Raw genomic sequence first — 26738 nt, forward strand, 5'->3', positions numbered from 1 at the left:
TGCAAGAGCTTGGCAAATAAATCTGGCATTATTCTCAAAGATTCGTTATTTAATTTATACGTGGTATTCACTAACGGGCTCATTTTGACCGTTGACGGAAGGAGGCTGAAACTCCTGGCGCAGGATAGAGAGCATACCAGAGTAAATGCCAGGGCTAAAAAAACCGTTTTCCGGTGCCTTAAGTAATTGAATCCCTTTATGGGCTGCTTCAAGCTTCAAATCAGTGATAGATTGATTCACAACAGCAAAAGCTTCCCTCAGGATTTCACCTTTAAGCAAAGGAAGAGTTTCCATAATTGCTGTATAATAATCAGTTATTTCCTGATTAACCAATTTGGTAAATTCCGTATTGATTGTCAATGCACCAGAATAGGCTGAGGCACTATACTGATTAAAGTATAGCTTAGCGGCAAGTGTTTTAAGTAGGGTTTGCCATTTTTCATCAACAAGTAGCCAGAGTATGGACTCATTGGGAAATTTTTTATAGCTTTCATTTAGCAGGTAAGCGCCTTGTTCAAATAATTGTGAAATTTTAGCGGTTTCAAACTGTATTTTATTCTCAAATTCAGGGGAAAATCTTTGTATTTTTTTGCTTAATTCATTGAGTTCACCCTTTAGTTTCTTTGCATCTTGCCAGCATTTATTCAAAAATTGCTCGCCAGAATCATTTAGTTTTGGTTCTAACTCGGATTTAAATTGCTGGGCTTGTTCTAAAATTTCATTGTATTCGTCTAAATTTAAGCAGTGATGTCTGTTAATAAAGCAATAGACATCACAAATTCCTAAATAAACCCGGTAAACGCTCAATGCAGAGGCAAATTGTTCCATAAATCGTTGAGCTTTGGGGGTGTAAGGGGTGGCTGGTTTAAAGCAATAACCATTTTTTTCCAATACTAATGGCAATTTGGCTTGTTTGATACAATGGTCTGATGCGGCCACAAGACTGGGTGTTTCCGGGTTTATGTTTTGGGCCGTTTCTACCAGAAGCACCTCATCAACCAGGCAGGCTTCCAGTGAATCTTTTATATCTTTAAAGAGAAAGACACACTGGTTTTGTTGCGGGCGCTCTATGAGCGCGTCTCCTTGGCCTGCATCGAGAAAATAGCTTAACAAGGGTGTCCTGACCTCAAGGGCGATAGTCGCATAATGCTCCCGTCGCTTCATTATCGGTTCGCAGGTCTTCTTGATTTGCCCTTCCAGGGTTTGTATTTTGTTTCCACCCATTTGTTCTCTCCTTTTAACTTCCATCCTGAGCTTAATTTCTACAGTGAGGTATGGGGATTGTCAAGGAGGCTATTATTTTGTGAAAAAGTGGTTCAATTTTATGGTCTGAGGGATAAAATGGGCGTATTGAAACATAGCGGATGGGACTATGAAAAAGAAGATTTTGATTCTCAATACCGGTGGTACGATTTCCAGCATAAGAACAAAAAATGGTTATGCGCCGGCTTTGGGCTACGTGCAAGCAGCGCTGGCAGAAATCCCAGCCTTAAGCCATCCGCAAATGCCGGATTTTCTTGTCAAGGAATATAACCCGCTGCTTGATTCTTCCAATATGACCCTGGCCGACTGGAATCGTATTGCCACTGATATTGCCAATGAATATCGGCATTTTGATGGTTTTGTGATTTTTCATGGCACAGATACCATGGCTTATACCGCTTCCGTACTTTCCTTTATGCTGGAGAATCTGGCAAAGCCTGTGATTGTCACCGGTTCGCAAATTCCACTTTCAGAGCTACGTAATGACGCCGTAGACAACATTATTACCTCACTTTGGCTCTGTGCGCATCAACCGCTCAATGAGGTCTGCATTTATTTTAATCAAAAGCTGTTGCGTGGTAACCGGGCGCAAAAGGTCAGCGCCCAGCGCTTTGATGCTTTTGACTCGCCGAATTATCCGCATCTGGCGGCTATTGGCATCGCAATTGAGTTGCGGCAGGAATTGCTGTTGCCAGCACCGGAAAGCGATTTTCAGCTGCAAACCCTAAGCCCGCAGTTTATTGCCAACTTTCGTCTGTTTCCAGGGTTTGCCACCAAGGTATTGGAGTATATTTTACAACAACCCTTGAAGGGCTTGGTGTTAGAAACCTATGGTGCTGGTAATGCCCAAAATAATGATCCTTATTTTCTCAAGCTTCTGGAAGATGCCTGCCGCCGTGGGGTGGTCATTATTAATTGCACCCAGTGCCAGCAGGGACGGGTGGAAATGAGCCAGTATGCCACAGGTTACACCTTAAAGCAGGCAGGGTTAATCAGTGGCTATGACATGACCCCGGAAGCGGCTCATTGCAAGTTATTGTATCTGCTCAGCAAAAATCTTTCTGGCGAGGAAATAAAGGCGTTGATGCAAACCAATCTCTGTGGTGAGCTTCATGCTTCTGATAACTGATCTTTGAAGCTGCTATTATTGGCTGAGGTTAAGCGTTCTTTCTTCTTCCTGTGAAACTACTTGCGTTGTCTTTAACTGCTCTTTAAGCGTTACTATCAAGATTTCAATTTCTTCTTGAGCTTCCTCCATACGATCCTTAAGTTTTCCTTCTGCTGGTCCGAATGTTAGTGGTACTTTGACAGCAAGGTTAATAGGAATATTTTTTGATGTCGTATGGCTTGAACAGGTCGCTTGATTGCCATACAGTACAATTTGGATAGATTGCAAAACATGCTCTGCTTTTGCGATAGGATAATCAGGCTTTCTATCATCGATGTAATTTAATGCTGTTTTACAGTTATGAAGCGAGTCAAAAAGATGTTTTTCCTTTTCAGCAGAAACTTTTGCAGTAGAGTAAAAGCAAGATTTTGCAAATGCGATGAGGAAATTGGATTCTGGCTTGAGTTCCTTTTCGGCTATATAAAAAGCTGCATAATAGTTAAATATATCCAAAGGGTCAGAGTAATGAAGCTTGGAGTTAACGACCGGCTCGGGATTTGGTTTGATGTCAAGGAATTTTCTATTTTTAAAGTGTCTGAACAGGGTATCCAATAAAATATGTGTATGTTCCATTGACTTGCCAAAGGTTCCTGCATCATCAAGATTATGCGTTCTGCATTCATCCTCTACAGCATTTTGACAGTCATGGATGAGAGAGTCTATGGCTCTTTTTGTTCCTTCATCGCTATCCTTATCTTTTAATTGAGCAACAGATTTTATTAAGATATCGAGGTACTTTTTTTTAATGTCAGGAATGTTGCTAGTCGTTGAACTGTAAAGGCGTATATATTCCTTGTTGAGTTCCAGGTTTAAAAAATGTTTGGCAATATCAAGAAAAATGGTCATGGCACTACTCCTTTGCTCACAATTTTTTTATCATATCCATTAATTTTAAAATTCGCAACATAAACGCAGACTGTTTAATTAGCCACCTACTTTCTGCAACTTGCTGAAAATAAAGGAAATAAAAGAATTATGTCGTTACATATCGTGATTTTGGCCGCCGGTCAGGGCAAGCGGATGCTTTCCAATACGCCTAAAGTTTTACATAAACTGGCCGGTAAGTCGATGCTTGCCCGGGTGGTGGAAACAGCGCAACGATTAAATCCGCAAGCCATCCATGTCATTTATGGCAATGGCGGTGAGGCGATAAGACAGGCATTGCCGGGGCTGGCGGTAAATTGGGTATTGCAGGAAAAGCGATTAGGAACAGGCCATGCTGTCATGCAGGCTTTGCCTCATATCCCGCCTGAATCCGAGGTGCTTGTTCTTTCAGCGGATGTTCCCTTGATTGAGGCTGACACCCTAAGGGCATTAATCAATAAGGGAAGTGAGCAGCAGGCTGCCTTGAAATTGCTGTTGGCAAGGCTTGATAATCCATCAGGCCTTGGCCGTATCATTCGCGATGGGCAAGGTTGGATTGAAGCGATTGTTGAGGAAAAGGATGCCAGTGAGGAGCAAAAGAAAATCAGGGAAATCTATTCAGGGATCTGTTGTGTAAACGCTGCTGCGCTTGCTCGCTGGCTGCCGGCCTTAAGCAACGATAATGCCCAGGGTGAGTACTACCTGACCGAAATCATTTCTTTCGCAGTGGCGGAAAATTTACCCATTGCTTCGATACAGGCAGAAAATACTCTTGAAATCCAGGGCGTTAATGACCGCTTGCAGCTTCATCAGTTGGAGCGTGCCTGGCAGCAACGCTATGCTCAGCGGTTACTGCTGGCAGGGGTGTCAATCGCTGATGCCAATCGCCTGGACATCCGCGGTGAACTTGAATGTGGGCAGGATGTCTTCGTTGATGTCAATGCCGTCTTTAGCGGCAAGGTGGTATTGGGCAGCGGTAGCCGAATAGGGCCAAATTGTGTACTGAATAATGTTAGTCTTGGTGAAAATTGTGAAGTGATGGCTAATTCAGTTCTTGAGCATTGTGAAATTGCTGATAACTGCCAGATTGGTCCATTCGCCCGCCTAAGGCCGGGAACAAAATTGGCCAATGGTTGCAAGATCGGTAATTTTGTTGAAACCAAGAATGCTGTTTTTTCTGAAGGGAGTAAAGCGAATCACTTAAGTTATCTGGGCGATGCGATGATTGGTAAAGCGGTGAATATTGGCGCAGGAACCATTACCTGTAATTATGATGGCGCCAACAAGCATCAAACGATCATCGAAGAGGGGGCTTTTATTGGTTCGGATACCCAGCTGGTGGCGCCAGTGACTATTGGTGCTCATGCGACTGTGGGTGCCGGCAGCACGATTCGCAAAAACGTTCCTCCGGGTGAATTGACACTGTCTGAGAACAGGCAGAAAACGGTGTTTGGCTGGAAAAGACCCGTTAAAAAAGAGTAGTTAATTACTGCCAAATGCCTGTTATCCTTGTTGGGACAGCGTTTGCGAATAGGTTTTTTTAGACAGCAGGTTATATAGCCACAGCACCAGAGGCAAAGACAGGAGCATCGAGGCTATTTTATAGCTCCAGGCGCTGATTGCCAGGTTGAAAATTGGTTCATAAATCCCGCCGAACAGCAGACTGTAATTTACAAGGCAAAGCAGGGAATTAACGATGGTATTGGCGATTAAGATGCGCCAAAAGCGGCTGCTGCCGATCGTTGTCTTTTTTAAATATTCAAGCAACATCGCATTGTCAATAAAAGCCACCATCACTGCCAGGGCTTCCGCCGGAATACGCCGTGGCATGATAAATAAATAGAACGGATTTAAGTTAAAAAATTCAGGAGAGGGGAGTGCCACCAGGTTGATTAATAACAAATCAAAGGTTAACTCGGCCACTATTAAGAGTACGGCCAAACGGAGATTGGCTTTATAGCCATAGAGTTCGCCTACAAGATTACTGGCTATCAGGGCTAAAGGAAATAACAGGCCGCTGGCGGTCAGGGTCCAACCATTCGGAAAGGAAATCAGGCGGTATTCGCAGGCGAGGCAAATTAGAATAATAGTGACGGCAAAGCCGACAAGATAATGATAAAGAGGAGATTCCAGGTAGCTTGGCAAGGGTTTATTCGTCGGCAACAAGGGGCGCTTTAAGAATAACAGGCAAGTCAGATAGATAATACCTACCGATAATAAAATCCCCGCAGCGATCATTAATGAATCAAAGTAGATCCGCTTGAAGTTATATACATAAGGATCTGAAAAAAGCAAAAAGAAATCGAGAGTAAAGAACAGAAAGCCGCCAAAGGTCGCCAATAGCAGGCGTTTTTTGGGAGTAAGAAGGATCTCTTTTTGTTTAAGGCAACATAATAGATGAGGCAAATAAAAACTTAACCCGAAAGCAAGGGTGGACGCAAAAAATTTCTTGGGGATGTCCTCAAAAACAATCTGATAAGCCAGATTGTCGTGCATATATTCTGCAGCCGGCAAGTTTACCAGCAGGTAAATGCCGATGGAAAAGAGGTATAAGGCAAGCAGCGACTGGTTAAGTACATGCCGCTGCTGCAAAATGGTGCATTCTTTTAACACCAGCAAATAAATAATGGCAACTAATGGGCAAAGAATACTGCTGGCAGTAAACAGCATTCCCTGAATCATAATAATTTTAAAGGAAATATTGATGAGTAAAATGAGGCAAGTCATCATACCCACAGCAAGGAGTAGCGTTCCTCGTGTTTGTGATGCCGTGGAAAGATTAGTCATAGCAGGCCCCTCACATTACAGCCCATGACAGGGTTTTGCCTTATAATTGGGCACCAATATACCATTGTTAGCTTTATTTTGGCAAATTATGATCTTGCCCTGGGGGCGATTAAAACGGCGGTTGGTGGTAATTAATAGTAGTAGCCCCCGGATTTTGCTGGCGCTCTATCCAGGCTATGACTGTGCTGCTCTTACTCCAAACCAATGGACTTAGGTGGACAGCGATAAGCATTACCCAAGTTGGTGACATCAGTTTCTTGAGAACCGCCGCTCATGTATCCGAATCCACTCCTAACTACAAATTGGTTAAAAATCGCTCATGGATGTTAATTAACTTTTTACTCGCTTGCAATATTTTATATTGGAAACATGCTGAATATGGCCGATTTTCTTGGTAATGTACAATGTTGAAAAAATCCGCTTAAATCGTATGAGAATAGCCATCAACGGCTTAAAGAAACACATTAGCAGGGGCAATTGAATTCGTAGGTCTCGGTTTGATACTTGAGTGATTAAGCTTGGCAGTTCCGCTGTCTATTTGAGGAAAAAGTCCTGTTGAGATTTGGGTTCTTGGCTTGATGCTCAAGCGATTGGGCTCGCTGCTGGCTCCACTGTCTGGAAGTCCGGTTTGCTGAGTGTGAGCAGGGATCAGCCTTCTTTTTATTACCCCGTCAGTTTTCGGCTTAAACAGGGTTGGGCTGTGGGGCAACAGATTCAATGAACTGCTTTCTGTTTCTGTTATTGATGCCTGTAACAGTGCAAGGGCTTTTTTATCAACAGGGACTGGAGGCTTCACTCCACTATGCATACCACCCAGGCTGCGGCGAAGATCCCCCAGTTGCTCCATAAATTGTTTATTCCCCATCAATTTTAATAGTAATTTAATAACTGATTTTGGTGTACCAAAAATGAGCCATAGTGCTTTTGAGGTGGGGCCGGGGGCACGGCTGGCAAATTTCACAATGAGCATTCCCCGAATGGCTTCAATGTTCTCAATTGCATCAATGGTTTTACTGCGCAGGGTGACCCAGGGAATAACCGGATCATTGATAAAAGCCTTCCTGCTTTGCAGCATTCTGGGTATCAGCAAGGGCTTTACCGCTTCTGCTGCCGGGTTAAACCATATTTTTTTCATGTAGGCTGGAATATCTTCCCAGGGAATAATGGATACCTGGCGCTCTTTGAGTAAACGTGGTATTTGTTTTTTTAGCCCTAAAATGAGGGTATCAATACTAAATCCGATAAAGCTCTGATAGCAGGCGACAGGATCCGGGATGTTGCGCACAGAAGTTTTCACCGGAGGCGGTAATCGCATGTGGGATGCTATCTGAGTTTGGACGATTAAAAGGAGTTGCTCCATTGCAGTCTTATACAATGCCTTGGGAATCCCTGTATAAGCCTCAATAAAATGGGTACTGGCTGCTGCCATGGCGGTGTGAGCAATGCCGTGTGCCAATGCATGTTCACTATATTCAGTTAAATATTGTTCCTGGTGCCGGCTGCATAGATCGGGTAATACCAGGGTCATGACATAACGTCCGCGGTGGGGAACGGTCAGCATTGCCGCGATGATTCTTCCGACTAGCGGCACATATTCGACAAAATAAATTGCGGCTTCAGTCGCCCAGTAGGCAATGGAATCGCGAAAAGAACCTTTTAAAAAGCGAAGTTGGCTGCACCTCTCTTCTTCGCACAATTTTTTGAATGGATTTCCCTTGACGCTGGTCAGAGGATTACCTGTTCTTGACTCAGTCAACTCTTCTCTGGCCAATAGCAGGGATTTTGTGCCGGGTTCTGGTGTTGTGAATTCTATCTGGAGGCGGGTTTCTTCACCGCTGCTTTCTATCTTCAGGATTTTTCCTTGCCCCCACCGAGGATGGGAGACTTCCTGGCCAACGCCTACCTCTGTTTCTGAGCTTTTTTGTGAGGTAATAGCCAGCACGGCCGCGCGCACCGTCATTTGGGTTTTTTTACGTACGGAATAAACCCAGGTGGCGGTATTCAGCAGTAATAAACCAGCCTGTACTGCGGTATCTACACTTAACCAGGCTTCATCAGGCTCGTCTTCCAGATAGTCCCTGCCATGCTTTTGAATCAGTTCGTTGGTATGGGTTACAAGAACCAGGGGCAGCAAATCCTCAATGCCGATACGTAATAAATTAGTCGCAATTCCCCGTGTCCTGGAGTGAAAAACAGCTGAATAAGCGACCTTAGGGATGACGCTTACCAGGCTAAATAAAGCAACTACAGTATTATAGGTGAAGTTGGCTGTGCCTTTTACCGCCTTGGCAGCAGAGGTGCTGTTCCAGAGGAACTCTCCCCATCCTTTAGTTGTTTCTTTGGCTTTATTCCACGCATCCCACCAGCCCATCGTTGCTCCCTGCAAATGGTTTAGAAATTTGGGTTGCGATAAAAGACAGGGAGTTCTACTCACGAATCGCGGTGTCCCACGGCTTGGTTAGAAAGCCGTGCCTTTAACCGTCCCAGAAGTTTTATTCTAAGGGGAATGCTAAAAAATTACCAGAGTGCTGGTTGTCGTTTTATTGTTTAGAAGGAGGGGCTAAATTTTTTTCCTTAAATTCACAGAGATCAGCGATAAGGCACTGATAGCAACGTGGTTTTCTGGCGATGCAGATATAACGTCCATGCAGGACAAGCCAGTGATGTGCGTCATGAATAAATTCTTTATCGACATTTTTAAGCAATGCCGATTCGACGGCCAAAGGCGTTTTGCCTTTTGCAAGGCCGATACGATTGGCGACACGGAAAATATGGGTATCGACAGCGATGGTGGGATGGCCGAAAGCCGTATTCAGAACCACATTCGCCGTTTTACGGCCAACGCCAGGCAAGCTCTCCAGGGCTTGGCGGTTATCAGGAACTTCTCCCTTGTGCTGCTCAACTAAAATCCTGCATGTGTTAATGACGTTTTTTGCTTTGCTGTTGTAGAGGCCGATGGATTTAATCTGTTCTTTGAGTGTTTCCTCACCTAAATCAAGTATCGCCTGCGGGGTATTGGCCTTGGGAAATAATCGGGCGGTTGCCTTGTTGACACTGACATCGGTAGTGTGGGCAGACAGTATAACGGCAATCAACAGCTCGAATGTCGAGCTATAGCATAGTTCGGTGGTTGGATGGGGATTTTGGGCGCGAAAACGCTCAAAAATCATCCCTCGCTTTTCTTTGTTCATGGGTTTTTTTTCGCCTGAACCCTTGCAAGCGCCTGTAAAATATAATCCTGCTTGGCTTTGATGTCTTGCAAGGCATCGTTGGTTTTGGCAGCCAATTGACGTTTTTCTTTATAGGCTTGCTGTTTTTCCTGCTCCTGGCGCAACAGCCGGCTTTGTCTGGCGTTAAAACGCTGGCGGGCAAGTGCCTTATCGTAGCTTGCTGCGGGAACGGGAGTTAACTCAATGCAGTCAACAGGGCAAGGTTCGATACAAAGGCCGCAACCGGTACACTCGTGCTGAATGACCGCATGCATTAACTTGCCGCTGCCAATAATGGCATCTACCGGGCAAGCCTGGATGCACTTGGTGCAGCCAATGCATTCCGCTTCGCGAATTTTCGCTGTTGCAGGAGGGCGTTTATTGACCTCGGCACTTGCCAGGAAGGGGGCTGGGTTTATTGCCAACAGTTCGCCTAATGCCCTGACTGTTGGTGCACCACCAGGCGGGCAGAGATTAATCGCTGCTGTCCCCTGGGCTAACGCTTCTGCATAAGGCAAACAGCCTGCATAGCCACATTCGCCGCACTGGGTTTGTGGCAGGAGATCGTCAATGGCTTTAACCGAAACCATTACTTCACCTTCATTCCCGGTTTAGCTCCCGGGTCTGGTTGCAGCAGGTAAATTCCCCTGCCATCGCCAGCAGCCAACACCATGCCCTCAGAAACACCAAAACGCATGGTACGTGGTTCAAGGTTGGCGACCATTATCGTTAACCTGCCTACTAAGTCCTCCGGGGCATAGGCTGATTTGATACCGGCAAACACCTGTTTTTGCCCATCACCCAAATCAAGTTGCAGCCGTAATAATTTGTCTGCTCCTTCGACCGCTTCAGCAGCAACAATTTTTGCTATCCTTAAGTCAATTTTGCTGAAATCGTCAATGCTGATTTTATTTTCAGCAGGCGTCGCTTGTTCTTTTTTTACTTCTGTCATCGTCAGAGATTCCCTGGTTTTTAAGAGCATGGCATCGATTTTATCCCGTTCGACGCGGGTCATAAGCGGCGTAAAAGGATTAATCGTATGATTTAACAACGGCTTTTCTATATTTTCCCAGGTTAGCGGTTCGCAATTTAAGAATTGTTCAGCCGCCTCTGCCATCATCGGCAGTACAGGCTTTAGATAGCCCATCAGGAGACGGAACAGGTTTAAGCCCATAGTGCAGATGGCTTGCACCTCCGGCAGACGTGCAGGATCTTTAGCCAGCACCCAGGGTTTGTTGGCATCGATATACTGGTTGACCCGATCGGCACACTCCATAATCTGGCGGATAGCACGGGCATAATCCCGCTGAATAAAGGCTTCGATGATGTCTTTATGGGCAGCAAATAAAGCCTGATATAGCATTGGTTCAGTAAGTTTCTCACTTAACTGGTTATTAAAACGCTTGTTGATAAATCCGGCGCAGCGGCTGGCAATGTTGACTACCTTGCCTACCAAATCGGCATTCACCCGGTTGATAAAATCATCAAAATTTAAGTCCAGATCATCGACGCGGCCATTTAATTTGGCAGCAAAATAATAACGTAAATACTCAGGATGCAGGTATTCAAGGTAGCTGCGTGCCTCAATAAAGGTGCCTCGGGATTTTGACATTTTCTGCCCATCGACGGTCAAAAAGCCATGCGTGAACACCGCTGAGGGGAGGCGGTGGCCACTGCCTGCCAAGATTGCCGGCCAAAACAAGGCATGAAAATAAACGATATCCTTGCCGACAAAATGATAGAGTTCGGTGGTAGAATGCTTATCCCAGAATTCGTCAAAGGACAACCCTTGCTCATCAGCGTATTTTTTGAAGCTGGCCATATAGCCAATAGGCGCGTCCAGCCAGACATAAAAGAATTTATCGCGGGTATCGGGAATTTCAAATCCAAAATAAGGGGCGTCACGGGAAATGTCCCATTGCTTGAGCCCTGAAGCAAACCATTCATCGAGTTTGTTTGCCACCTCTTCCTGCAGGTGGCCCTGACGCGTCCATTCTTTCAACAATTGCTCATACTTTGGTAAATCAAAAAAATAATGTTCGGAATCTTTTTCAATTGGTTTGGCGCCGGAAATCGCCGATACCGGATCAATCAAGTCAGTCGGTGCATAGGTCGCACCACAAGCTTCACAATTATCACCGTATTGATCGGGAGCACCGCATTTGGGACAAGTTCCCTTAACATAACGGTCCGGTAAAAACATTTCCTTCACTGGATCATAAGCCTGGCGAATGGTTTTTTTGACAATATCGCCGGATGCTTGCAGCCGCTGATAGATTTGCGTTGCCAACAACTGGTTTTCTTTAGAATGGGTGCTATGGTAGCAGTCATAGTGGATGGCAAAGGCTTTAAAGTCCTGTTCATGGCTTTGCTGTATCTCCGCTGTCAGTTTTTCCGGGGTGATGCCCAGCTGCTCAGCCTTTAACATAATGGGCGTGCCATGCGCATCATCGCCGCAGACGCTGATGCATTGATGCCCGAGCATTTTATGGGTACGCACCCAGATGTCGGTTTGAATGTGTTCTACCAGATGGCCAAGGTGCAGATGTCCATTAGCATAAGGCAGTGCGCTGGTGACCAGCATTTTACGAATGGTTGTCATAAGGAGATTGCCTGTGACAGTAAAATGGCGAATTATAACGCATAAATGCTCCTAATGCTGTATTTTCCGTTACAATAGCCAGAGCTTAATTCACAGGACTTATTTTTATGAACACCCGGCGCCTTATTGTAGGTATCAGCGGGGCCTCCGGCATTATCTACGGGATCCGCTTGCTGCAAGTGCTAAAAAATTTAGCCGTTGAGACCCATCTGGTGGTCAGCAAGGCAGCCCAGCTGACAAGGGCTTATGAAACCGGCCTTGGCCTGGATGAGTTAAAGGCCCTGGCAGACAATTACCATCCTTGCCATGATATCGGCGCTTCTATTGCCAGCGGTTCTTATAAGACGATGGGGATGATTATCGCCCCTTGCTCGATGAAAACCTTGGGCGAAATCGCCCATGGCATTACAGGAAACCTGCTGACAAGGGCTGCAGACGTGGTGCTTAAAGAACGGCGGCGGCTTGTTTTAATGCCAAGAGAAGCACCATTGCATTTGGGTCATTTGCAAAACATGACCGCCGTTACCCAAATGGGGGGGATTATTTTCCCGCCAGTCCCTGCTTTCTACAACCAACCGCAAACCATTGACGATTTAATTAACGATAATGTAGGACGGGTCTTGGATTTGTTTGATATTGACAGTGGTCTGGTGAAACGCTGGGGTGGGGATTAAACCGCGGCCAGAAAGGCCGCGGGAGCTGGAATATCAGTTGTTTGTAGGTGAAGCTGACGGAGTAGTAGATTCATCTAACAATTTGGCCAAAATTTCCTTGTTTTTACTTTCTTCTGTCAGGCTATTTGTTCTGGAGCGAATAAGGGGAGAGTCAAAATGCGCAGGTTTTTCTGGTAGACTATTTCTTCTGCTGCGAGTAGTAGAATTACTGAAAGCCTCGATCATACTTTTATGGCTGTCATCCTTAGACTCCTCAACTGGAGTTTGTTGTTCCTTTTTCGATCCTGGTAACTTATCCTCAGGTTTTTCTGGTTCAAAGTCTTGCAGAACAGGAGTGGTAGTAATAGAGCTAGCTTGCTTGTCATTCCCGGTGCTAGGACCGATTTCATCTTCAGACTGTATTTCATCCTTAGATTCAGAAGATAACTTTTTAGAGTCAGGCTGCTTGTCATTCTTGGGGCTGAAATCGATTTCATCTTCAGACGATTCAGAAGATGACTCGTATTTTTTCGGATTAATAGAATTCGGATTAATATAAGGAGGGGGAAGTTGGTCGTCGTCTTTAAATTTATCTTTACTATCTGCTATCTCTGGAGGGGTTTCCCCTGCTAACGGATTATAGCTTCCTTCGGGACTAGATGAGAAAAACCGCCGTTTTAGCCAGTTGAATACACTGACAGAGGCTTCAGCGACAGAGATTACCGCCGTAGTTAAGCCTGTGGCGGCGGCAAAGGTGGCAGCACCAATGACTGCAGTAGCGGCAGGCAGAGACAGGGTACCCAGGAATGCCAATGGTGTTGCCCCCAAGATAGTTACACCGGCGATAGCAAGAATGAGCGGGGGGAAAAAGACAGCTGCAACGACAGCAGCGGTGGCCAAAAGTAAAGCCAGGGTAATTGCCAGAAAAGCTTTCCAATGATTACGAATAAATTCCCACATGTTGATTTACTCCTAGTTTAAGAATCAGGGCAAATCATAACAGGCATTCTATAAAAGTGAAGCATAAATGCGCAATATGTTGTTACGTAACTGTAAAGTTTCGCTTGTTTCACGGTTTTTCTAAAAAATAGAAGGTTGATTTTTAAAGGTAAAAAATAAGACAGGTTATTAAGGGAGGCTGGATTGAACAAGCCTGGAGTGGGGAAATTTTGCCTGCCATTGCTGCAAGTGCTTTAAGCAGAAGTGGTATAAAGGGTGGGATCAGCTACCCCTGCTGCCTTAAAGCCTTGTTTGCGTAAAGCGCAACTGTCGCAACGTCCGCAGGCTTCCCCTGATTCTTTGGCCTGATAGCAGGAAACAGTCAGCGCATAATCTACCCCCAACCCGACTCCTTTGAGAATGGTCTCTGCCTTGGTCAAGTATTGCAATGGCGCATGCAGCCTGAAGGGATGCCCTTCAACACCTGCTTTGGTTGCCAGATTGGCCAGGGTTTGAAAGGCGCTGATAAATTCAGGGCGGCAATCCGGGTAACCTGAATAATCAACTGCGCTGATGCCGATAAAAATATCGTTGGCAGCGATTGCTTCTGCCAATCCCAGTGCGATAGCCAGAAAAATCGTGTTACGGGCTGGAACATAGGTAACAGGTATCGCTTTGGAACCGCTATAGTCAGGCACGGCAATGGAATTGTCAGTTAATGCTGAGCTGCCAAACTGGCCAATATCCAGGTTGACAATCCGGTGAGCAGTTACCTGAAAATAATGAGCGATGCGTTCTGCTGCCGCTAATTCTGCAGTATGCCGTTGGCCATAGGCAAAACTAAGCGCATGGCAATCAAATCCTTCTGCCTTGGCGATAGCCAGGCAGGTGGTGGAATCTAATCCGCCTGATAGTAAGACCACGGCTTTTTTCATAATCTTATCTCATAAAAAGCGACGAAAACCGCTCCTTTAAATGACGGGATAATAGTTGAAAACAACCGATTTTTAAACAATAATTACCAGCAACTCCAGTTTTAATTCCACCCGAGCCATAAAGGATTATTTTCCATAGGAATGTTTGTTTTCAATAAATAAAGTATCAATAGTGTAAATTTAGTCAATTTTTGCTTGTTCCGCCAACAGATGATATGTTATAAAAAAGAACATATTGAGCATTTTAGAATGTTAAAACATTTTTTGGTCACCAAGACTATATAATGAGGTGATATCATGGCTGGCGGCAATAATAAATTTTACCAACTACTGCAACTCGAAGATAGCCTTTATAAAGCTGCCCGCTTAACCACCCCTCCTGAAAAACCATTTGCAACCAGTTTTGATGCGCTTGCGCCGCAAAGAAAGGAGATAGCCAGCCTATTGAGCCTCTATAGTGAACAATTGAAGACGCTCAACCCGGTTATGTTTAAATTTTCTTCAGAAATCCAACGGGAACAATACAGAAAACAGTTGCTATTTACCCTCTATTTGTTCTACGCCCAACACCAAATTGATGAAGCTGAAGGCAGGAAACGTGCCCTGCAAGAATCAGTAGACGGTATCAATAAATGCCTGAAACGCTTGCAGGATTTAAAGCTCTCTGCGGTAAAAGCAGATGACGATAACCAGTTGCAAGCTGCACTTAATGACTCAGAAAAATACCTGAAGTACTTGGGATTAACCCTCATCGCCCCCTGGATTGTTAACAAAATGATGGCGGTTGTTGATGGTGAGACAAAGGAAGAAGTACTCATCAATACTGGTTCTGAAAATATCCAGGTTTTTGCGGTTAAAGACACCAAAACCAGCGGCATTGCCGAAGGCGGCAAAAACAAGTTTTTGATTGACAAAATGTCTGAGCTTAATATGTGGCGTCTTTTCTGGGTTTGGGCCGGCGCATTGGATGCCAGTATCGTTGATCTCCTGCCGGATGACTTCGACCATAAGGCACAGGCTCAGGCAGAATTGGCCTCTCCTTCGCCGGTTATGGGTTATATGAGCTGGATTCTTTACTATACCCGTTTTGGTATCAACCTGCTTTTGCTCCTTAAACATACTTTCGGCTGGGGAATTAGTGACGAAGAGGCAAAAGTTCCTGCCTGGGAACGTTTTAAAACCCAGTGGCAGCAACGAAAGTTTGCCTTGCTCAATGATTCCATCTGGGCAACGGCCAATCTGGTTTGCTTTTTCTGGCTCAGGGGGCCTGGGATGATGGGTTATGGCGGTAATCTTTTGACCGCAGTGCTGTTGTTGATGGATTTGAGCTTGAATATCTGGCGGTTTATGGAAGAAAGTACCCGGCATAATGCGGAAGTACTGGCTTTAAACAAACGAAAAAAAGAGCTGACCAAAGCGCTAAATATGGAAAAAGGAAGGTTAGATGTTTTGAACAAAGATAAAGGAAAAAATGCTGCAGAAATTAAGAAATCAGAGGCTAAACAAGAGGAATTGCAGGCTCAGTTGAGACAACTTAAAAAAACCATTGTGCAAAATGAAACGGCCTGGAAATACAAAAAATATAGCCTGATCAACGACACAGCTTATGCGGCCGGCTTATTGTTTGCTTTCAGCCTCCTTTGCTGCTTTTTCTTCCCCCCGGCAGCGATTGCACCTGCTGTGGTGATGATTTTAGGGGTGGCAGGGGCTGCCCTGTGCTTTACCCTGACTCTGCTGACTGCGGCCGTGAGCGGCGGCATAGAAATAGCCCGTGCTAAAGAGTCTGCAGCAGATGTCAAGGCTCAGTGCAGGGTCCTCCTTGGCCAGTTTATCAAAGCGGACGATGAGAATACGAAAAAATTGCTGTATCTGGAAATGAAAGGATTGATGGCGGAAAGCAATTATCAGCAGGCGGTGGCCAGGTTTCAGATGGTCAAACTGGTACGCTCCGTATTTGTTGATGCCTTGATTCCTGCTCTAGTCTTTGCCTCAGTGGTTTTCATGCCTATGGGAATAGGGCTTGCCGTGATGGCGGCGGGATTGGCAGTTGCTTTAATCTCCCATCTGATCTTAAGCCGATTTGCGCCGCAGCGGGAGGATATGGGCGATTTGGCGAAATTTGAAGAGGAAAAGTTTGACAGCGAATTCAGCACTTTTGCAAATAATTTGGAATCGAAATCTGCAGAAAGTGATAAAAATATTGAGAAAATCAAAGACAAGGAGTTAGTGGCACTTTTTGCAGCGCCAAAACCGCAAAAGCAAAGCAAGCCCGGTTGTTTTGGCTTGTTTGCTTCCAATAATGAAAAACCTCGATCTGAACCGTCTACTCTATGCCTGGCTGGGGACTCCAAGAAAACTAACTAGGCCCAACTGATTTGGTTGGTGGTTACGTTCATATTTGCAAATCACAAGAAATCTCCTTCCCCATGCTGTGACAAGGGAGGGAGCATGCGCCACTGCATTTTGATTACCTTGGGTATATTGCAAAAAAAGTGTATAATTGCAGGATTTGTTGCGCAATTTATTTTCTCTCATGAATCTTGAAAAGCATTATGATGTGATTGTCGTCGGTGGCGGCCATGCAGGTACTGAAGCAGCACTGGCTGCGGCGCGTTTAGGGGCGCAAACCCTGCTGCTGACCCATAACATGGACATGTTGGGACAAATGTCTTGTAATCCGGCGATTGGCGGCATCGGCAAAGGCCATCTGGTGAAAGAAATCGATGCCCTGGACGGAGCGATGGCACTCGCTGCTGATAAAGCGGGGATTCAGTTCCGTATCCTGAACGCTTCCAAGGGACCGGCAGTCAGAGCAACACGGGCTCAGGCGGATCGGGTGCTTTATCGCCAGGTGATTCGCCAGCAATTGCAGGCACAGGCTAACCTGACTTTATTCCAGCAGGCGGTGGATGACCTGCTGGTTGAAGGGGAACGGGTCACTGGCGTTGTTACCCAGATGGGGCTTAGGCTGCGTGCGCGGGCAGTGGTTCTTACCGTCGGTACCTTTTTAGGCGGCAAGATCCATATTGGTATGAGCCAATATGCAGGTGGGCGGGCAGGTGACCCGCCTGCCATTGCCCTGGCGAATCGCTTAAGAGAGCTTGAACTGCCTGTCGGCCGCTTAAAAACAGGCACGCCGCCGCGGATTGATGGCCGCTCCCTTGATTATCAGCAGATGACGGTGCAGCCTGGCGATGAGCCGGTGCCTGTTTTTTCATATTTGGCAACCACCGCTTTACATCCTGTTCAGGTGCCCTGCTATATTACTCACACCACCAGTGCCACTCATGAAATTATTCAGGCTAATTTACACCAGTCACCAATGTATGCCGGGGTGATTGAGGGAGTCGGGCCGCGCTACTGTCCTTCAATCGAAGACAAGGTCGTTCGTTTTGCTGATAAATTATCCCATCAAATTTTCGTCGAGCCTGAGGGGCTGACTACCGATGAAATATACCCCAACGGGATTTCTACCAGTTTGCCTTTTGATGTTCAGGTTGAATTTGTGCGAACCATTAAGGGTTTTGAAAACGCCCATATCACTCGCCCAGGCTATGCCATTGAGTATGATTATTTTGATCCGCGCGGCCTGACGTCTTTCCTGCAAACCAAACCGTTGGCTAATCTTTTTTTTGCAGGGCAAATTAACGGAACCACCGGTTATGAGGAAGCCGCGGCGCAGGGGTTAATTGCCGGGATGAATGCGGCATTGCAGACACAGGACAAAGCGCTGTGGAGTCCGCGCCGGGATGAGGCTTACATGGGCGTATTGATTGATGATTTGATTACCTGTGGTACGCAGGAACCTTACCGGATGTTTACCTCCAGGGCGGAATACCGTTTGCTATTGCGCGAAGATAATGCCGATTTACGCTTGACTGAAAAAGGCCGTGAATTAGGGCTGGTGGGAGAGGGGCGCTGGAGCGCCTTTTGCGAGAAACGGGAAGCTATCGAGCGAGCCCAGTCATCGCTGAAGTCAGCTGTTGTACGTGTTGTTCATAATGAGACCTTGAATCAGGTGCTTGAAACTCCCCTGCAACAGGATTGTAAAGCGGCTGAGTTACTCAAGCGACCGGAAGTCAGTTATCAGGATTTACAAGAGGTTGAAGGGTTAAACCTTCCTGAACTGACTGCAGAAGTGGCAGAGCAGGTGGAAATTCAAAGCAAGTATGCCGGATATATTGAACGTCAGCTGCTGGATATTGAGCGTTTAAAAAAACATGAAAATACCAGACTTCCTGCGGCATTGGATTATACCCAGGTTAAAGGGTTATCAACAGAAGTGATGCAGAAATTAACCAGAATCAGACCGGCCACATTGGCTCAGGCTGGACGGATTTCCGGTGTTACGCCTGCTGCCTTGTCTTTATTGCTGGTCCATCTGAAAAAACACCGGGAAGCGGTATGACGATGTCAGTAATCGAGCAACTCCTCAAAGAGGGGCTGAGGCGGCTTGGAATAGCGATCGATACAGCGCCCTTGCTGACCTATTTAAACTTACTTAATAAGTGGAACCACAGTTATAACCTGACAGCCATCAGGACGATGGAAGCGATGGTGTACCGTCATTTACTGGACAGCCTGGCTATTGCGCCCTGGGTGAAGGGTAAGCGCTTGCTTGATGTTGGAACTGGGGCTGGATTGCCGGGTATTCCGCTGGCTCTTTATAAGCCTGATTTACAGGTGGTTTTGTTGGATAGCAATGGCAAGAAGATTCGCTTCTTACAAGAGGTAAAGCGTGTTTTGGCAATTAATAATATTGAAATTGTTCAATCGCGTGTTGAAAACTACCACCCTCCTCAAGGTTTTGATACAGTAACAAGTCGAGCCTTCAGTGATTTGGCGCAGCTGTTAAAATGGACTTCTCACCTTATCGGCACCAGCGGTATCTGGCTTGCTATGAAGGGACGCCATCCTGAAGCAGAGCTGGCAAGCATCAACCTACCTTATCAGGTCAAGCCTTATACCGTACCCGGTTTGGATGGTGAGCGTTGCTGCGTGATTATCAACAATGCAACCAAGGAATAACCATGGCAAAAGTCATCGCCATTGCCAACCAAAAAGGAGGCGTGGGTAAAACTACAACAGCAATCAATCTGGCGGCATCGATTGCTGCTAATCGCCGTCAGGTATTACTGATTGATTTGGATCCCCAGGGTAATGCAACCATGGGATCTGGTATTGATAAAAGCAACCTGGTCCATACAGCTAATGATGTCTTATTACGGGATTGCCTGGCTACACAGGCCTCTTTAACCACAAGCTGTGGCTATGATCTGATTCCTGCGAATGGGGACTTGACCGTTGCCGAAGTAAGCCTCATGGAAAGAAATCATCGTGAAACCTTTCTTTTCAAGGCGTTACAGCCTGTACAAAGCACCTATGATTTCATTTTAATTGACTGTCCTCCTGCCTTAAATACCTTAACTATCAACGGATTGGTCGCTGCCGATTCTGTTTTGATCCCCATGCAGTGTGAATACTATGCCCTTGAAGGTTTGGCTGCCCTGATTTCAACTATTGAGCAGGTGAAGGCCAGCGTTAACCCGCGCCTGCATATTGAAGGTGTTCTGCGAACCATGTACGATGCACGTAATCGTTTATGCTCTGAAGTCTCCAAGCAACTGCTTGAGCATTTTAGCCGTAAGGTTTACCGTACGGTAATACCACGAAATATACGCTTGGCCGAAGCGCCCAGTCATGGCATGCCAGCTCTCTACTATGATAAAACGTCGCCTGGTGCTGCGGCTTATATGGTTTTAGCGGCCGAGGTCATCAGTAAGCAACCAGTGACGGCTTAATTTGAGGTAATTTTATGACAGGTAAACGCAGTGGTTTAGGACGTAATTTATCCGTTTTATTAGGTAATGCACCCACCGCCCTTTTTAATGAAAAGCCAGTGACTGACAGCTTGAGGTTGTCAATTCATAGTTTGCAACCAGGCAAATACCAACCCCGTTCCGAAATTGAAGAAGCATCACTTGCCGAACTGGTTTCATCAATTAAGCAGCAGGGGTTACTGCAGCCTCTGGTGGTTCGTGAAATTTCCGGTGGCTGTTATGAGATTATCGCTGGCGAGCGCCGATGGCGGGCTTGTCAGCTGGCGGGATTGACGGAGGTTCCTGTCATTCTGCGTCAGGTTGATGATGAAACAGCTATGGCCATGGCTTTGGTTGAAAATTTGCAACGAGAAGATTTAAATGCCATGGATCAGGCTCGTGCCATGCATCGTCTTACCAGTGAGTTTGCCCTGACCCATCAACAGGTTGCCGAGCTGCTTTCCAAATCACGTGCCGCCGTCAGTAATTATTTGCGTTTGTTAAGTTTAACTGCTGAAGTCCGGCGTTTATTGGAGCATGGTGACCTGGATATGGGGCATGCACGTGCCTTATTGATGCTTAATGAAACCCAACAAAATCAAGTTGCTCAGTTGGTTGTTGCTAAAAATTTATCGGTGCGGGAGACAGAAAAACTGGTTGCACGGGTGAAAGAAGGCAGGCCAGCATTAATCGCTCATAAGCCTGAGATTAATCCACGGATTCATCAGCAGTTGCAGACCCTTGCCGAACAACTCAATGCTAAAGTCAATATCAGACCAGGAAAAGCGGGGAAGGGGAGATTGGTTATCCACTATGAGACAGATCAAGGTTTACAAGCCGTTATTCAGCAGTTGACCAGAGGCAGGTAAGCGACCGGAATGGCTCTGGTGTCACTGTTAGTTGTGCTTTCCAAATTTGCCAGCAAAAAGCGGGTTGAAAATTTATAGCGGTAGTCCATTGCAAGGAAGCGGATAAATTGAGACTTTATTGCTCAAGTTGATGCAAGTTTTGACGATATAATGGATATATAGCAGCGGGAGGGAAGTGCCATGCAAATTCAACCCGTACAACCTGTGGCCGTCAACTTAAAGTGCGGCCGTCTTTGTGCCTCCTGTTCGTTGGTAGAATTGACAGATAATGAGATGCAGTTGACGAGTACCGATTATCTTGATAAGGATAGTCCGGTTGTTTTTACTGCAAAATTCTTCCGCGGTGAGGCAGTGATTAAGCATATTAATTTTTATCACTATCGTTTTACTTATACCCTGAGTATCAGCACCATAAAATACCAGCCTGGTTTGCTGGTTAACCAGCAGTTATAGGGAAATCGATGAGTGTAAATGACCTTCCTCAAAGGGCTAGTACTGTTTCCATTTAGCCCTGACAGGTTGTCTTGTGCAAATTGTTCTGTTTTTTGTCATCCCCGCGAAGGCGGGGCTCCATGAAGGATATAGCACGGAGCGCCTTAAAAATGGATTCCCGCCTTTGCGGGAATGACAAACAACCTGTCAAAACTAAATCGAAACGGTACTAGTGCTCTCGGAGTGAAGGTTAGGCTGCTGGAGAGAACCCTCTTTGCTGTTTTGTCTCAAGCTGCGCAAAAACTTTTTCAGAAGGAAGTTGGCCTATGCTGACAGCACGGGCAATAGCGTGAATCAGCTCCCTGGTCATTTGTTCCTCATGATGCTCATTTGGCATGGTTACTATTGTCCTGCCGTGCTGCTTACCTTCAATGGCATCAAAGAAATGTTGATTACCATGTTCGATCCCGACATATTTTACCCGGCCTTGTAAATAGTCACTTTTTTGCATCCCGTGAACATAGATGTCCAGAAGGCCGTTTTGGGTTATTTCTCCTGCCGTGACAGCTGCTAGCAGACGAGTTCTGGTATCTTCAAATTCATCCAGTAAACGTTGATCTTCGGCTTTGATTGTAGCCAGAATTTGTTCCATTTCCGGATCATTATTGCCAATACTTGCCGGCTGAAGCGGGTCTACAGAAATTGTTCTTACTTTTTCAAAGCGCTCCGGTTGACTTACCTGGGGAATATAATGGTTGTCCTGCAGTTGAATGATCACCGGTTTTCCTCTGAGACTTCCTGCCGTATCAGTCTTTCCATATTGGAGCTGCAGCGGTAATTCCTTTCCTTTATTAACAACTTTCACTTGAACAGGCAGGTTCAAGGCATTTGCGATGGCCGCGATTGCTGTTTCATCAATCCAGGTTGTTTCAAGGCGCATGGCAGAAGGGGTGGTAGGCATGGTTTCGTTTTTATCAAAAAATGCCCCTCGGTAAATTTCCGGATGAGCCACTATTTCATCGACTGCAATCTGGCGTAATGTGTAGGCCATAGTCTGAATTAATTTTGCCATTGAGAAAGGTGTTTTGCTCATTAATTCAATCTGATCGGTGGAGGTTAGCAAGTGTCCCAGCGGCTGCTGCTCGGGAAAATAGTTGAAATGTTGCTGCAACAGGCTTTTGGTTAACTCCCTGCTACGCAATTTATCACTTAATGCCTTGTCGATGATTGCGGCTGCCAGGGCTCTAAAGCCACAGTCGCCCTGTCCTCCGACATCAACGAAGATAGCCCTCAGATCTTGTTTGGTTTTGGGGGTAAGTTGAGGGCCAGAGGTTGCCCTGGTACCAAAAAAACCTGCAGTAGTTGCCATAGCAGTTACCCCTTCTGTTTGATTCATAGTTCCATTCTAATCAAATTAAATTAAGAAAATATTAACTGCGAATTTACAGTATAATGCATAAATTTAAATTAGTTATTCCCATTTAATGACAGTGTGTATTAAGAAATTCTAGAATTTTATCGGCGAAATCCTTACTCCATAAATCATTGTGGCCTCTGTGAGGGAAGCCAATTAACTCTTTAGGCTCATTGGCACGAGCCAATAATGTAACTGATTGATTATAAGGGATTATTCTATCATTTATACCATGTAAAAGCAGCAGTGGGGAGTGGATGTCGGCAATTAATGACAGCGAGTCGAATTTATCCCAGGGGGCGATAAAGACCCAAGGATAATGGTAACGGGCGACAGATGCCATGGAAGTATAAGGTGATTGCAACACTACAGCGCAGACAGGTGTCAGATTGGCTAAATAGATAGCAACGCCTGTGCCTAAGGATTCCCCATAAAGTACTGTCCTGGAAGGGACGATCCCTTGTTGTTGTAAGTATTGCATTGCAGCGCGGCCATCAAGGTACAACCCCTTTTCACTCGGTTGGCCCTGGTTACCGCCATATCCTCTGTATTCCAGTAGCAGGACGCCAAAACCCGCTGTAATAAATTCACGTGCCAAGGGCATCCGGTAGCCAATATGGCCTGCATTACCATGTAAATAAAGTATCGTTGGTTTATTGGCTGCAGCTGGTTTATACCAGGAGTGTAGTTTTAACCCATCCAATGTGGGGATAATAATTTGCTCCATATCTTCTGCAGCAAAAATTTGTCGACTTGGCATTTCTTTTGCTGGGAAATAGATTAAATTTCTTTGCAGCAAGTAAATGAACAGCAAAGAAGCGGTAATAACAAAAAAACTGACAATAAACAGTTGTCTAATCATATCGGTAAAAGTAAATTGGCTTATAGTAAGTATAAACAATAGACGTAATTGCCTGGGTGAAGCCAAAGTGCAGTTTATTAATTCAGGGTTTTATTTTCGCTAACCGGGGGACGTTGACCAAGAAAAGGGGGTAGTTAATTGCACCTCAATAACTCAGGCTAAGTATCGTATAGCAAGGAGTAAGGCCACCATGGAGCAAATTCAGGATCAGGATTTGGCTAAAATAAAAGAGCTGCTGCGGCATACTGGAGAATTTATTGCCTATTTTGAGCTGGCTGATGCGAAAATGATAGAGTGGCGTCAGGAAATTGAATATCAGGCTCAAAGTCAACAAAATAAAACCCAACAACAATTACAGACTTTGCATCATGAGTTGGAGCAGTTGCGTGAAACACTCACTCAGGCCGGGCTGGCTCGGTTTCGGCTGTCAGCTGAAAAGGCATTGAAGCAGGGAGAAGAGCACCTGACTATTTTGCAAAAAGCAAGCGAGCAATTACTGGATGATTTGAGGGGCAGGCATCTGGAACTGATTAAAACAACGGAAAAAAGCTTACTGCAAATCGAGCAGCATACTGCCCAGGCAATAGAACAACTTGATGCCCACTTCGTTCAATACGATATTCATCATTTTCATCGGCTTGCCAATCAAAGTTGCGAACAGATAGAGCGTGTGGCAAAGAATGCTGTCGTTAAAAGCCAGGGTTTTCTCAATGCTTTTCAGTGGCGGTCAGTGGCGCTGGCTTTAATAACAACGATCATTACGGCGTTTGCCATTGGCTTTTATGTCAGTAATGAATTGCCTTGGGAAACTCACAAGCATGCCATGAATGAGCGCGAAGCAGGGAAGGTGTTGATAAAAGCCTGGCCAACGCTGACTCAGGAAGAAAAGGCTAAAATATTAAGTATTCAGTCTCAGCAGAAGGGATAAGATGGCAGTTTATTTCTACCTCTTGCTGGTTGTATTGCAGTTTATTCCGGCACGCCTGAGACAAAAGGCAGTGGTTCAACGTTGGCGGGAGCATTGGTTGTTGGATAAACATCAGGACGTCTATCAGCAACTCTACGCCAGCGTGGATGGCTTTGCCTTATCTCAAGCGGCAAGAATTAATCAGGATGCGATAGAATATACCTACGGAGAAATTGAGTTTGAATCGTTTATTGCCTTATTGTCTCTGTGTAATCCGAATCCATTGACGGTATTTTATGATTTGGGCAGTGGTGTCGGGAAAGCAGTGCTCGCCTGTGCGATGGTGTTCGATATTAAAAAAAGTTGTGGTGTCGAGCTTTTCCCTTCGCTTCATTACCATGCCCAGCGTCAGCAAAAGTGCCTGCGGCAAATACCAGGGTACCAGGAAAAGGCTGCTCATATTGATTTTAAGCTTGCTCACTTGCTGGAAGTGCCGTTATATGATGCTTCGATCATTTTTATTAATGCAACCGCATTTTTTGGTGAAACCTGGCTTGATATTAGTCGGCATGTAGAACAAATCAATCCCGGTGCGATAGTGATTAGTACCAGCAAGGCACTGTGTTCCGAATTATTTACTACTCTCAGGGTGACACAGGCCAGAATGAGTTGGGGTATTGTTAAAGTAGTTATCCAGCAGCGCCGACGAGAATAACACCAGTAATATATTTATACAAATAGTATTGCATTAGATATAAAAATATTGGTACAGTTGTTTGATAACATTGAATAATTTCTTTTCCTGTCTATACTAAGATTAGATGATAAATGGTCATCACCTGCTGTGTCCTGGTGATGATGCCCGACAACGCGGCTAACCGAGGTGGGTATGATTAAATCGCAACTCATTGCAAGCCTTGCTGCAAAATTGACACAGCTGCCTGAAACGCAAGTCACCGATAGCATCAATCGAATTCTGGAACTTATGAGTCAGGCGCTTATTGATGGAAAGCGCATTGAAATCAGGGGATTTGGCAGTTTCTCGCTTCATTATCGCCCGCCTCGTAACGCGCACAACCCAAAAACGGGTGAAAAAGTGGTCACTAAGGCTAAATATAGCCCTCACTTCAAGCCAGGTAAGGAGCTTAGGGAGCGGGTTGATGCATCACGGGATAAAGTAAAATTAGAAGATTACGAAGATAAGTCTGATTAGCCTTGGTACTATTCGCTCAATTTTCCGAAAACAACTTTTAAGATGGCTCCATTTTATATTGCCAAAAAGCGCAAAAAATACCCAAAACGCGCTGTAGTTGATATAATTAAAGTGGATAGCAGGTTTTGATGAACACGGAGTTCGTTAAATACATGCAAGAAAGATCAGGATGATCGGAAATGGATAAGGAGAGTACCATGCAAGTTAAAGAAGTGATGAGCACCAATCCTCAGTATTTGCTTTCAACATCTACAATTAGAGACGCGGCTCGAAAAATGCGAGAACTCGATACCGGTTTTTTACCAATTGGTGATAAGGAAAGCGATAAAATAGTTGGCACGTTAACAGACAGAGATATCGTCATTACAGCTATTGCTGAAAACAAAACCCTGGATACTCCGGTAAAAAGCGTCATGCATGAGGGTGTATGCTATTGTTATGAAACAGATGATATAAAAGAAGCTTCCAAGAGTATGAAGGATAAGCAGATCCGTCGTTTAATTGTATTAAATCAAGATAAAAAGTTAACTGGTGTGGTTTCTTTGGGGGACATAGCATTGCATTGTGGGGAGGATGAACTGCCTGGGGAAACTTTGGAAGAAATTTCAAGGCACTGACCGTGCGTTTTAAACCAGTCAGGCGAAGCCTCAACACTGGTTGAATGACATTTCATAAGGGACGTTTCTTTTGAAATCCCGCGGTATTGACCTTCCAATTGGCCCTAAGTTTTTATTGACAAAACATTTTTGAACATTTCTGCAGCAATTCCTAGAGCTTGAAATCCCAACCACATTGATTTGAT

General features: G+C 45.3%; 24 protein-coding genes. 13 read left to right on the top strand and 11 right to left on the bottom strand.

The window, feature by feature from the left end; translation table 11 throughout:
* Positions 1-54: 54 nt before the first annotated feature.
* Positions 55-1224, bottom strand: coding sequence for a hypothetical protein (locus E1O65_RS10110; protein WP_133133489.1), 1170 nt, complete (start codon positions 1222-1224; stop codon positions 55-57).
* Between the two features lie 148 nt (positions 1225-1372).
* On the opposite strand from E1O65_RS10110, the gene ansA reads away from it, so the two are divergent.
* Complete coding sequence (ansA, locus tag E1O65_RS10115; RefSeq protein WP_133133490.1) at positions 1373-2392, top strand: asparaginase; 1020 nt, start codon at positions 1373-1375, stop codon at positions 2390-2392.
* 15 nt (positions 2393-2407) lie between these two features.
* Here the strand turns inward: ansA and E1O65_RS10120 are convergent, their stop codons facing one another.
* Positions 2408-3277 carry a hypothetical protein gene (locus tag E1O65_RS10120; RefSeq protein ID WP_133133491.1) on the bottom strand — a complete coding sequence of 290 codons (870 nt, stop codon included), beginning with the start codon at positions 3275-3277 and terminating at the stop codon, positions 2408-2410.
* 129 nt (positions 3278-3406) lie between these two features.
* On the opposite strand from E1O65_RS10120, the gene glmU reads away from it, so the two are divergent.
* Positions 3407-4777 carry a bifunctional UDP-N-acetylglucosamine diphosphorylase/glucosamine-1-phosphate N-acetyltransferase GlmU gene (gene glmU, locus E1O65_RS10125; RefSeq protein ID WP_133133492.1) on the top strand — a complete coding sequence of 457 codons (1371 nt, stop codon included), beginning with the start codon at positions 3407-3409 and terminating at the stop codon, positions 4775-4777.
* Positions 4778-4798: 21 nt separating this feature from the next.
* On the opposite strand, the gene E1O65_RS10130 is transcribed toward glmU, so the two are convergent.
* The 5 genes from E1O65_RS10130 to metG all read right to left on the bottom strand — a co-directional run bounded on the left by E1O65_RS10130 (position 4799) and on the right by metG (position 11893).
* Positions 4799-6082 carry a VUT family protein gene (locus E1O65_RS10130; RefSeq protein WP_133133493.1) on the bottom strand — a complete coding sequence of 428 codons (1284 nt, stop codon included), beginning with the start codon at positions 6080-6082 and terminating at the stop codon, positions 4799-4801.
* Between the two features lie 451 nt (positions 6083-6533).
* On the bottom strand, positions 6534-8516 hold the full coding sequence (locus E1O65_RS10140) for a hypothetical protein (protein WP_133133494.1): 1983 nt from the start codon (positions 8514-8516) through the stop codon (positions 6534-6536).
* A 106-nt stretch (positions 8517-8622) separates the two neighbouring features.
* Entirely contained in the window at positions 8623-9273 is a 651-nt protein-coding gene (gene nth, locus E1O65_RS10145; protein WP_133133495.1) for an endonuclease III, read from the bottom strand.
* A complete protein-coding gene (locus E1O65_RS10150) occupies positions 9270-9881 on the bottom strand; it encodes an RnfABCDGE type electron transport complex subunit B (protein WP_133133496.1) in 612 nt (203 codons plus the stop codon). Before E1O65_RS10150 ends, nth begins: the two co-directional genes overlap by 4 nt.
* On the bottom strand, positions 9881-11893 hold the full coding sequence (metG, locus tag E1O65_RS10155; protein ID WP_133133497.1) for a methionine--tRNA ligase: 2013 nt from the start codon (positions 11891-11893) through the stop codon (positions 9881-9883). The genes E1O65_RS10150 and metG overlap by 1 nt, the downstream gene beginning before the upstream one ends.
* 107 nt (positions 11894-12000) lie before the next feature.
* Between metG and E1O65_RS10160 the strand changes: the two genes are divergently transcribed.
* Positions 12001-12567 carry a UbiX family flavin prenyltransferase gene (locus E1O65_RS10160; RefSeq protein ID WP_133133498.1) on the top strand — a complete coding sequence of 189 codons (567 nt, stop codon included), beginning with the start codon at positions 12001-12003 and terminating at the stop codon, positions 12565-12567.
* Positions 12568-12600: 33 nt separating this feature from the next.
* Here E1O65_RS10160 and E1O65_RS10165 read toward each other — a convergent pair whose 3' ends face one another.
* Together E1O65_RS10165 and queC are read right to left on the bottom strand one after the other, a co-directional pair.
* Positions 12601-13506, bottom strand: a complete 906-nt coding sequence (locus E1O65_RS10165; protein ID WP_133133499.1) for a hypothetical protein — start codon at positions 13504-13506, stop codon at positions 12601-12603.
* Positions 13507-13739: 233 nt separating this feature from the next.
* Positions 13740-14420: a 7-cyano-7-deazaguanine synthase QueC gene (gene queC / locus E1O65_RS10170; protein ID WP_133133500.1), complete on the bottom strand. Its 681-nt coding sequence runs from the start codon at positions 14418-14420 to the stop codon at positions 13740-13742.
* 297 nt (positions 14421-14717) lie between these two features.
* On the opposite strand from queC, the gene E1O65_RS10175 reads away from it, so the two are divergent.
* The 6 genes from E1O65_RS10175 (at position 14718) to E1O65_RS10200 (ending at position 21561) form a co-directional block, all read left to right on the top strand.
* On the top strand, positions 14718-16784 hold the full coding sequence (locus E1O65_RS10175; protein WP_133133501.1) for a hypothetical protein: 2067 nt from the start codon (positions 14718-14720) through the stop codon (positions 16782-16784).
* A gap of 169 nt (positions 16785-16953) precedes the next feature.
* A complete protein-coding gene (mnmG, locus tag E1O65_RS10180; RefSeq protein WP_133133513.1) occupies positions 16954-18828 on the top strand; it encodes a tRNA uridine-5-carboxymethylaminomethyl(34) synthesis enzyme MnmG in 1875 nt (624 codons plus the stop codon).
* Positions 18825-19448 (top strand): 16S rRNA (guanine(527)-N(7))-methyltransferase RsmG, encoded by a 624-nt coding sequence (rsmG, locus tag E1O65_RS10185; RefSeq protein ID WP_133133502.1) that lies wholly within the window; start codon positions 18825-18827, stop codon positions 19446-19448. Before mnmG ends, rsmG begins: the two co-directional genes overlap by 4 nt.
* Positions 19449-19450: 2 nt before the next feature.
* Positions 19451-20221 carry a ParA family protein gene (locus tag E1O65_RS10190; RefSeq protein WP_133133503.1) on the top strand — a complete coding sequence of 257 codons (771 nt, stop codon included), beginning with the start codon at positions 19451-19453 and terminating at the stop codon, positions 20219-20221.
* A 14-nt stretch (positions 20222-20235) separates the two neighbouring features.
* Positions 20236-21108 carry a ParB/RepB/Spo0J family partition protein gene (locus tag E1O65_RS10195; RefSeq protein ID WP_133133504.1) on the top strand — a complete coding sequence of 291 codons (873 nt, stop codon included), beginning with the start codon at positions 20236-20238 and terminating at the stop codon, positions 21106-21108.
* A 180-nt stretch (positions 21109-21288) separates the two neighbouring features.
* On the top strand, positions 21289-21561 hold the full coding sequence (locus E1O65_RS10200) for a hypothetical protein (RefSeq protein ID WP_133133505.1): 273 nt from the start codon (positions 21289-21291) through the stop codon (positions 21559-21561).
* A gap of 229 nt (positions 21562-21790) precedes the next feature.
* Here E1O65_RS10200 and E1O65_RS10205 read toward each other — a convergent pair whose 3' ends face one another.
* Both E1O65_RS10205 and E1O65_RS10210 read right to left on the bottom strand, forming a co-directional pair.
* On the bottom strand, positions 21791-22936 hold the full coding sequence (locus tag E1O65_RS10205; RefSeq protein ID WP_133133506.1) for a hypothetical protein: 1146 nt from the start codon (positions 22934-22936) through the stop codon (positions 21791-21793).
* An 85-nt stretch (positions 22937-23021) separates the two neighbouring features.
* Positions 23022-23714 (bottom strand): alpha/beta hydrolase, encoded by a 693-nt coding sequence (locus E1O65_RS10210; protein WP_242601585.1) that lies wholly within the window; start codon positions 23712-23714, stop codon positions 23022-23024.
* A gap of 292 nt (positions 23715-24006) precedes the next feature.
* On the opposite strand from E1O65_RS10210, the gene E1O65_RS10215 reads away from it, so the two are divergent.
* From E1O65_RS10215 to E1O65_RS10230, 4 genes are all read left to right on the top strand, one after another.
* The gene (locus E1O65_RS10215) at positions 24007-24744 is read left to right on the top strand and encodes a hypothetical protein (RefSeq protein ID WP_133133508.1); all 738 of its coding nucleotides are present in this window, start codon (positions 24007-24009) and stop codon (positions 24742-24744) included.
* A 1-nt stretch (position 24745) separates the two neighbouring features.
* Positions 24746-25438 (top strand): hypothetical protein, encoded by a 693-nt coding sequence (locus E1O65_RS10220; RefSeq protein ID WP_133133509.1) that lies wholly within the window; start codon positions 24746-24748, stop codon positions 25436-25438.
* 174 nt (positions 25439-25612) lie between these two features.
* Positions 25613-25936 carry an integration host factor subunit beta gene (locus E1O65_RS10225; RefSeq protein ID WP_133133510.1) on the top strand — a complete coding sequence of 108 codons (324 nt, stop codon included), beginning with the start codon at positions 25613-25615 and terminating at the stop codon, positions 25934-25936.
* A gap of 197 nt (positions 25937-26133) precedes the next feature.
* Positions 26134-26553, top strand: coding sequence for a CBS domain-containing protein (locus E1O65_RS10230; RefSeq protein ID WP_133133511.1), 420 nt, complete (start codon positions 26134-26136; stop codon positions 26551-26553).
* Positions 26554-26738: the final 185 nt, after the last annotated feature.

Origin of the sequence: Legionella sp. W10-070, from assembly GCF_900640175.1 — a bacterium.
Lineage (GTDB): Bacteria > Pseudomonadota > Gammaproteobacteria > Legionellales > Legionellaceae > Tatlockia.

What these genes read in the sequence shown, in the direction of transcription:
- E1O65_RS10110 (WP_133133489.1), bottom strand. Translation starts at nt 1,224, where the DNA reads ATGGGTGGAAACAAAATACAAACCCTGGAAGGGCAAATCAAGAAGACC.
- ansA (WP_133133490.1), top strand. Translation starts at nt 1,373, where the DNA reads ATGAAAAAGAAGATTTTGATTCTCAATACCGGTGGTACGATTTCCAGC.
- E1O65_RS10120 (WP_133133491.1), bottom strand. Translation starts at nt 3,277, where the DNA reads ATGACCATTTTTCTTGATATTGCCAAACATTTTTTAAACCTGGAACTC.
- glmU (WP_133133492.1), top strand. Translation starts at nt 3,407, where the DNA reads ATGTCGTTACATATCGTGATTTTGGCCGCCGGTCAGGGCAAGCGGATG.
- E1O65_RS10130 (WP_133133493.1), bottom strand. Translation starts at nt 6,082, where the DNA reads ATGACTAATCTTTCCACGGCATCACAAACACGAGGAACGCTACTCCTT.
- nth (WP_133133495.1), bottom strand. Translation starts at nt 9,273, where the DNA reads ATGAACAAAGAAAAGCGAGGGATGATTTTTGAGCGTTTTCGCGCCCAA.
- E1O65_RS10150 (WP_133133496.1), bottom strand. Translation starts at nt 9,881, where the DNA reads ATGGTTTCGGTTAAAGCCATTGACGATCTCCTGCCACAAACCCAGTGC.
- metG (WP_133133497.1), bottom strand. Translation starts at nt 11,893, where the DNA reads ATGACAACCATTCGTAAAATGCTGGTCACCAGCGCACTGCCTTATGCT.
- E1O65_RS10160 (WP_133133498.1), top strand. Translation starts at nt 12,001, where the DNA reads ATGAACACCCGGCGCCTTATTGTAGGTATCAGCGGGGCCTCCGGCATT.
- E1O65_RS10165 (WP_133133499.1), bottom strand. Translation starts at nt 13,506, where the DNA reads ATGTGGGAATTTATTCGTAATCATTGGAAAGCTTTTCTGGCAATTACC.
- queC (WP_133133500.1), bottom strand. Translation starts at nt 14,420, where the DNA reads ATGAAAAAAGCCGTGGTCTTACTATCAGGCGGATTAGATTCCACCACC.
- E1O65_RS10175 (WP_133133501.1), top strand. Translation starts at nt 14,718, where the DNA reads ATGGCTGGCGGCAATAATAAATTTTACCAACTACTGCAACTCGAAGAT.
- mnmG (WP_133133513.1), top strand. Translation starts at nt 16,954, where the DNA reads ATGAATCTTGAAAAGCATTATGATGTGATTGTCGTCGGTGGCGGCCAT.
- rsmG (WP_133133502.1), top strand. Translation starts at nt 18,825, where the DNA reads ATGACGATGTCAGTAATCGAGCAACTCCTCAAAGAGGGGCTGAGGCGG.
- E1O65_RS10190 (WP_133133503.1), top strand. Translation starts at nt 19,451, where the DNA reads ATGGCAAAAGTCATCGCCATTGCCAACCAAAAAGGAGGCGTGGGTAAA.
- E1O65_RS10195 (WP_133133504.1), top strand. Translation starts at nt 20,236, where the DNA reads ATGACAGGTAAACGCAGTGGTTTAGGACGTAATTTATCCGTTTTATTA.
- E1O65_RS10200 (WP_133133505.1), top strand. Translation starts at nt 21,289, where the DNA reads ATGCAAATTCAACCCGTACAACCTGTGGCCGTCAACTTAAAGTGCGGC.
- E1O65_RS10205 (WP_133133506.1), bottom strand. Translation starts at nt 22,936, where the DNA reads ATGAATCAAACAGAAGGGGTAACTGCTATGGCAACTACTGCAGGTTTT.
- E1O65_RS10210 (WP_242601585.1), bottom strand. Translation starts at nt 23,714, where the DNA reads ATGCCAAGTCGACAAATTTTTGCTGCAGAAGATATGGAGCAAATTATT.
- E1O65_RS10215 (WP_133133508.1), top strand. Translation starts at nt 24,007, where the DNA reads ATGGAGCAAATTCAGGATCAGGATTTGGCTAAAATAAAAGAGCTGCTG.
- E1O65_RS10220 (WP_133133509.1), top strand. Translation starts at nt 24,746, where the DNA reads ATGGCAGTTTATTTCTACCTCTTGCTGGTTGTATTGCAGTTTATTCCG.
- E1O65_RS10225 (WP_133133510.1), top strand. Translation starts at nt 25,613, where the DNA reads ATGATTAAATCGCAACTCATTGCAAGCCTTGCTGCAAAATTGACACAG.
- E1O65_RS10230 (WP_133133511.1), top strand. Translation starts at nt 26,134, where the DNA reads ATGCAAGTTAAAGAAGTGATGAGCACCAATCCTCAGTATTTGCTTTCA.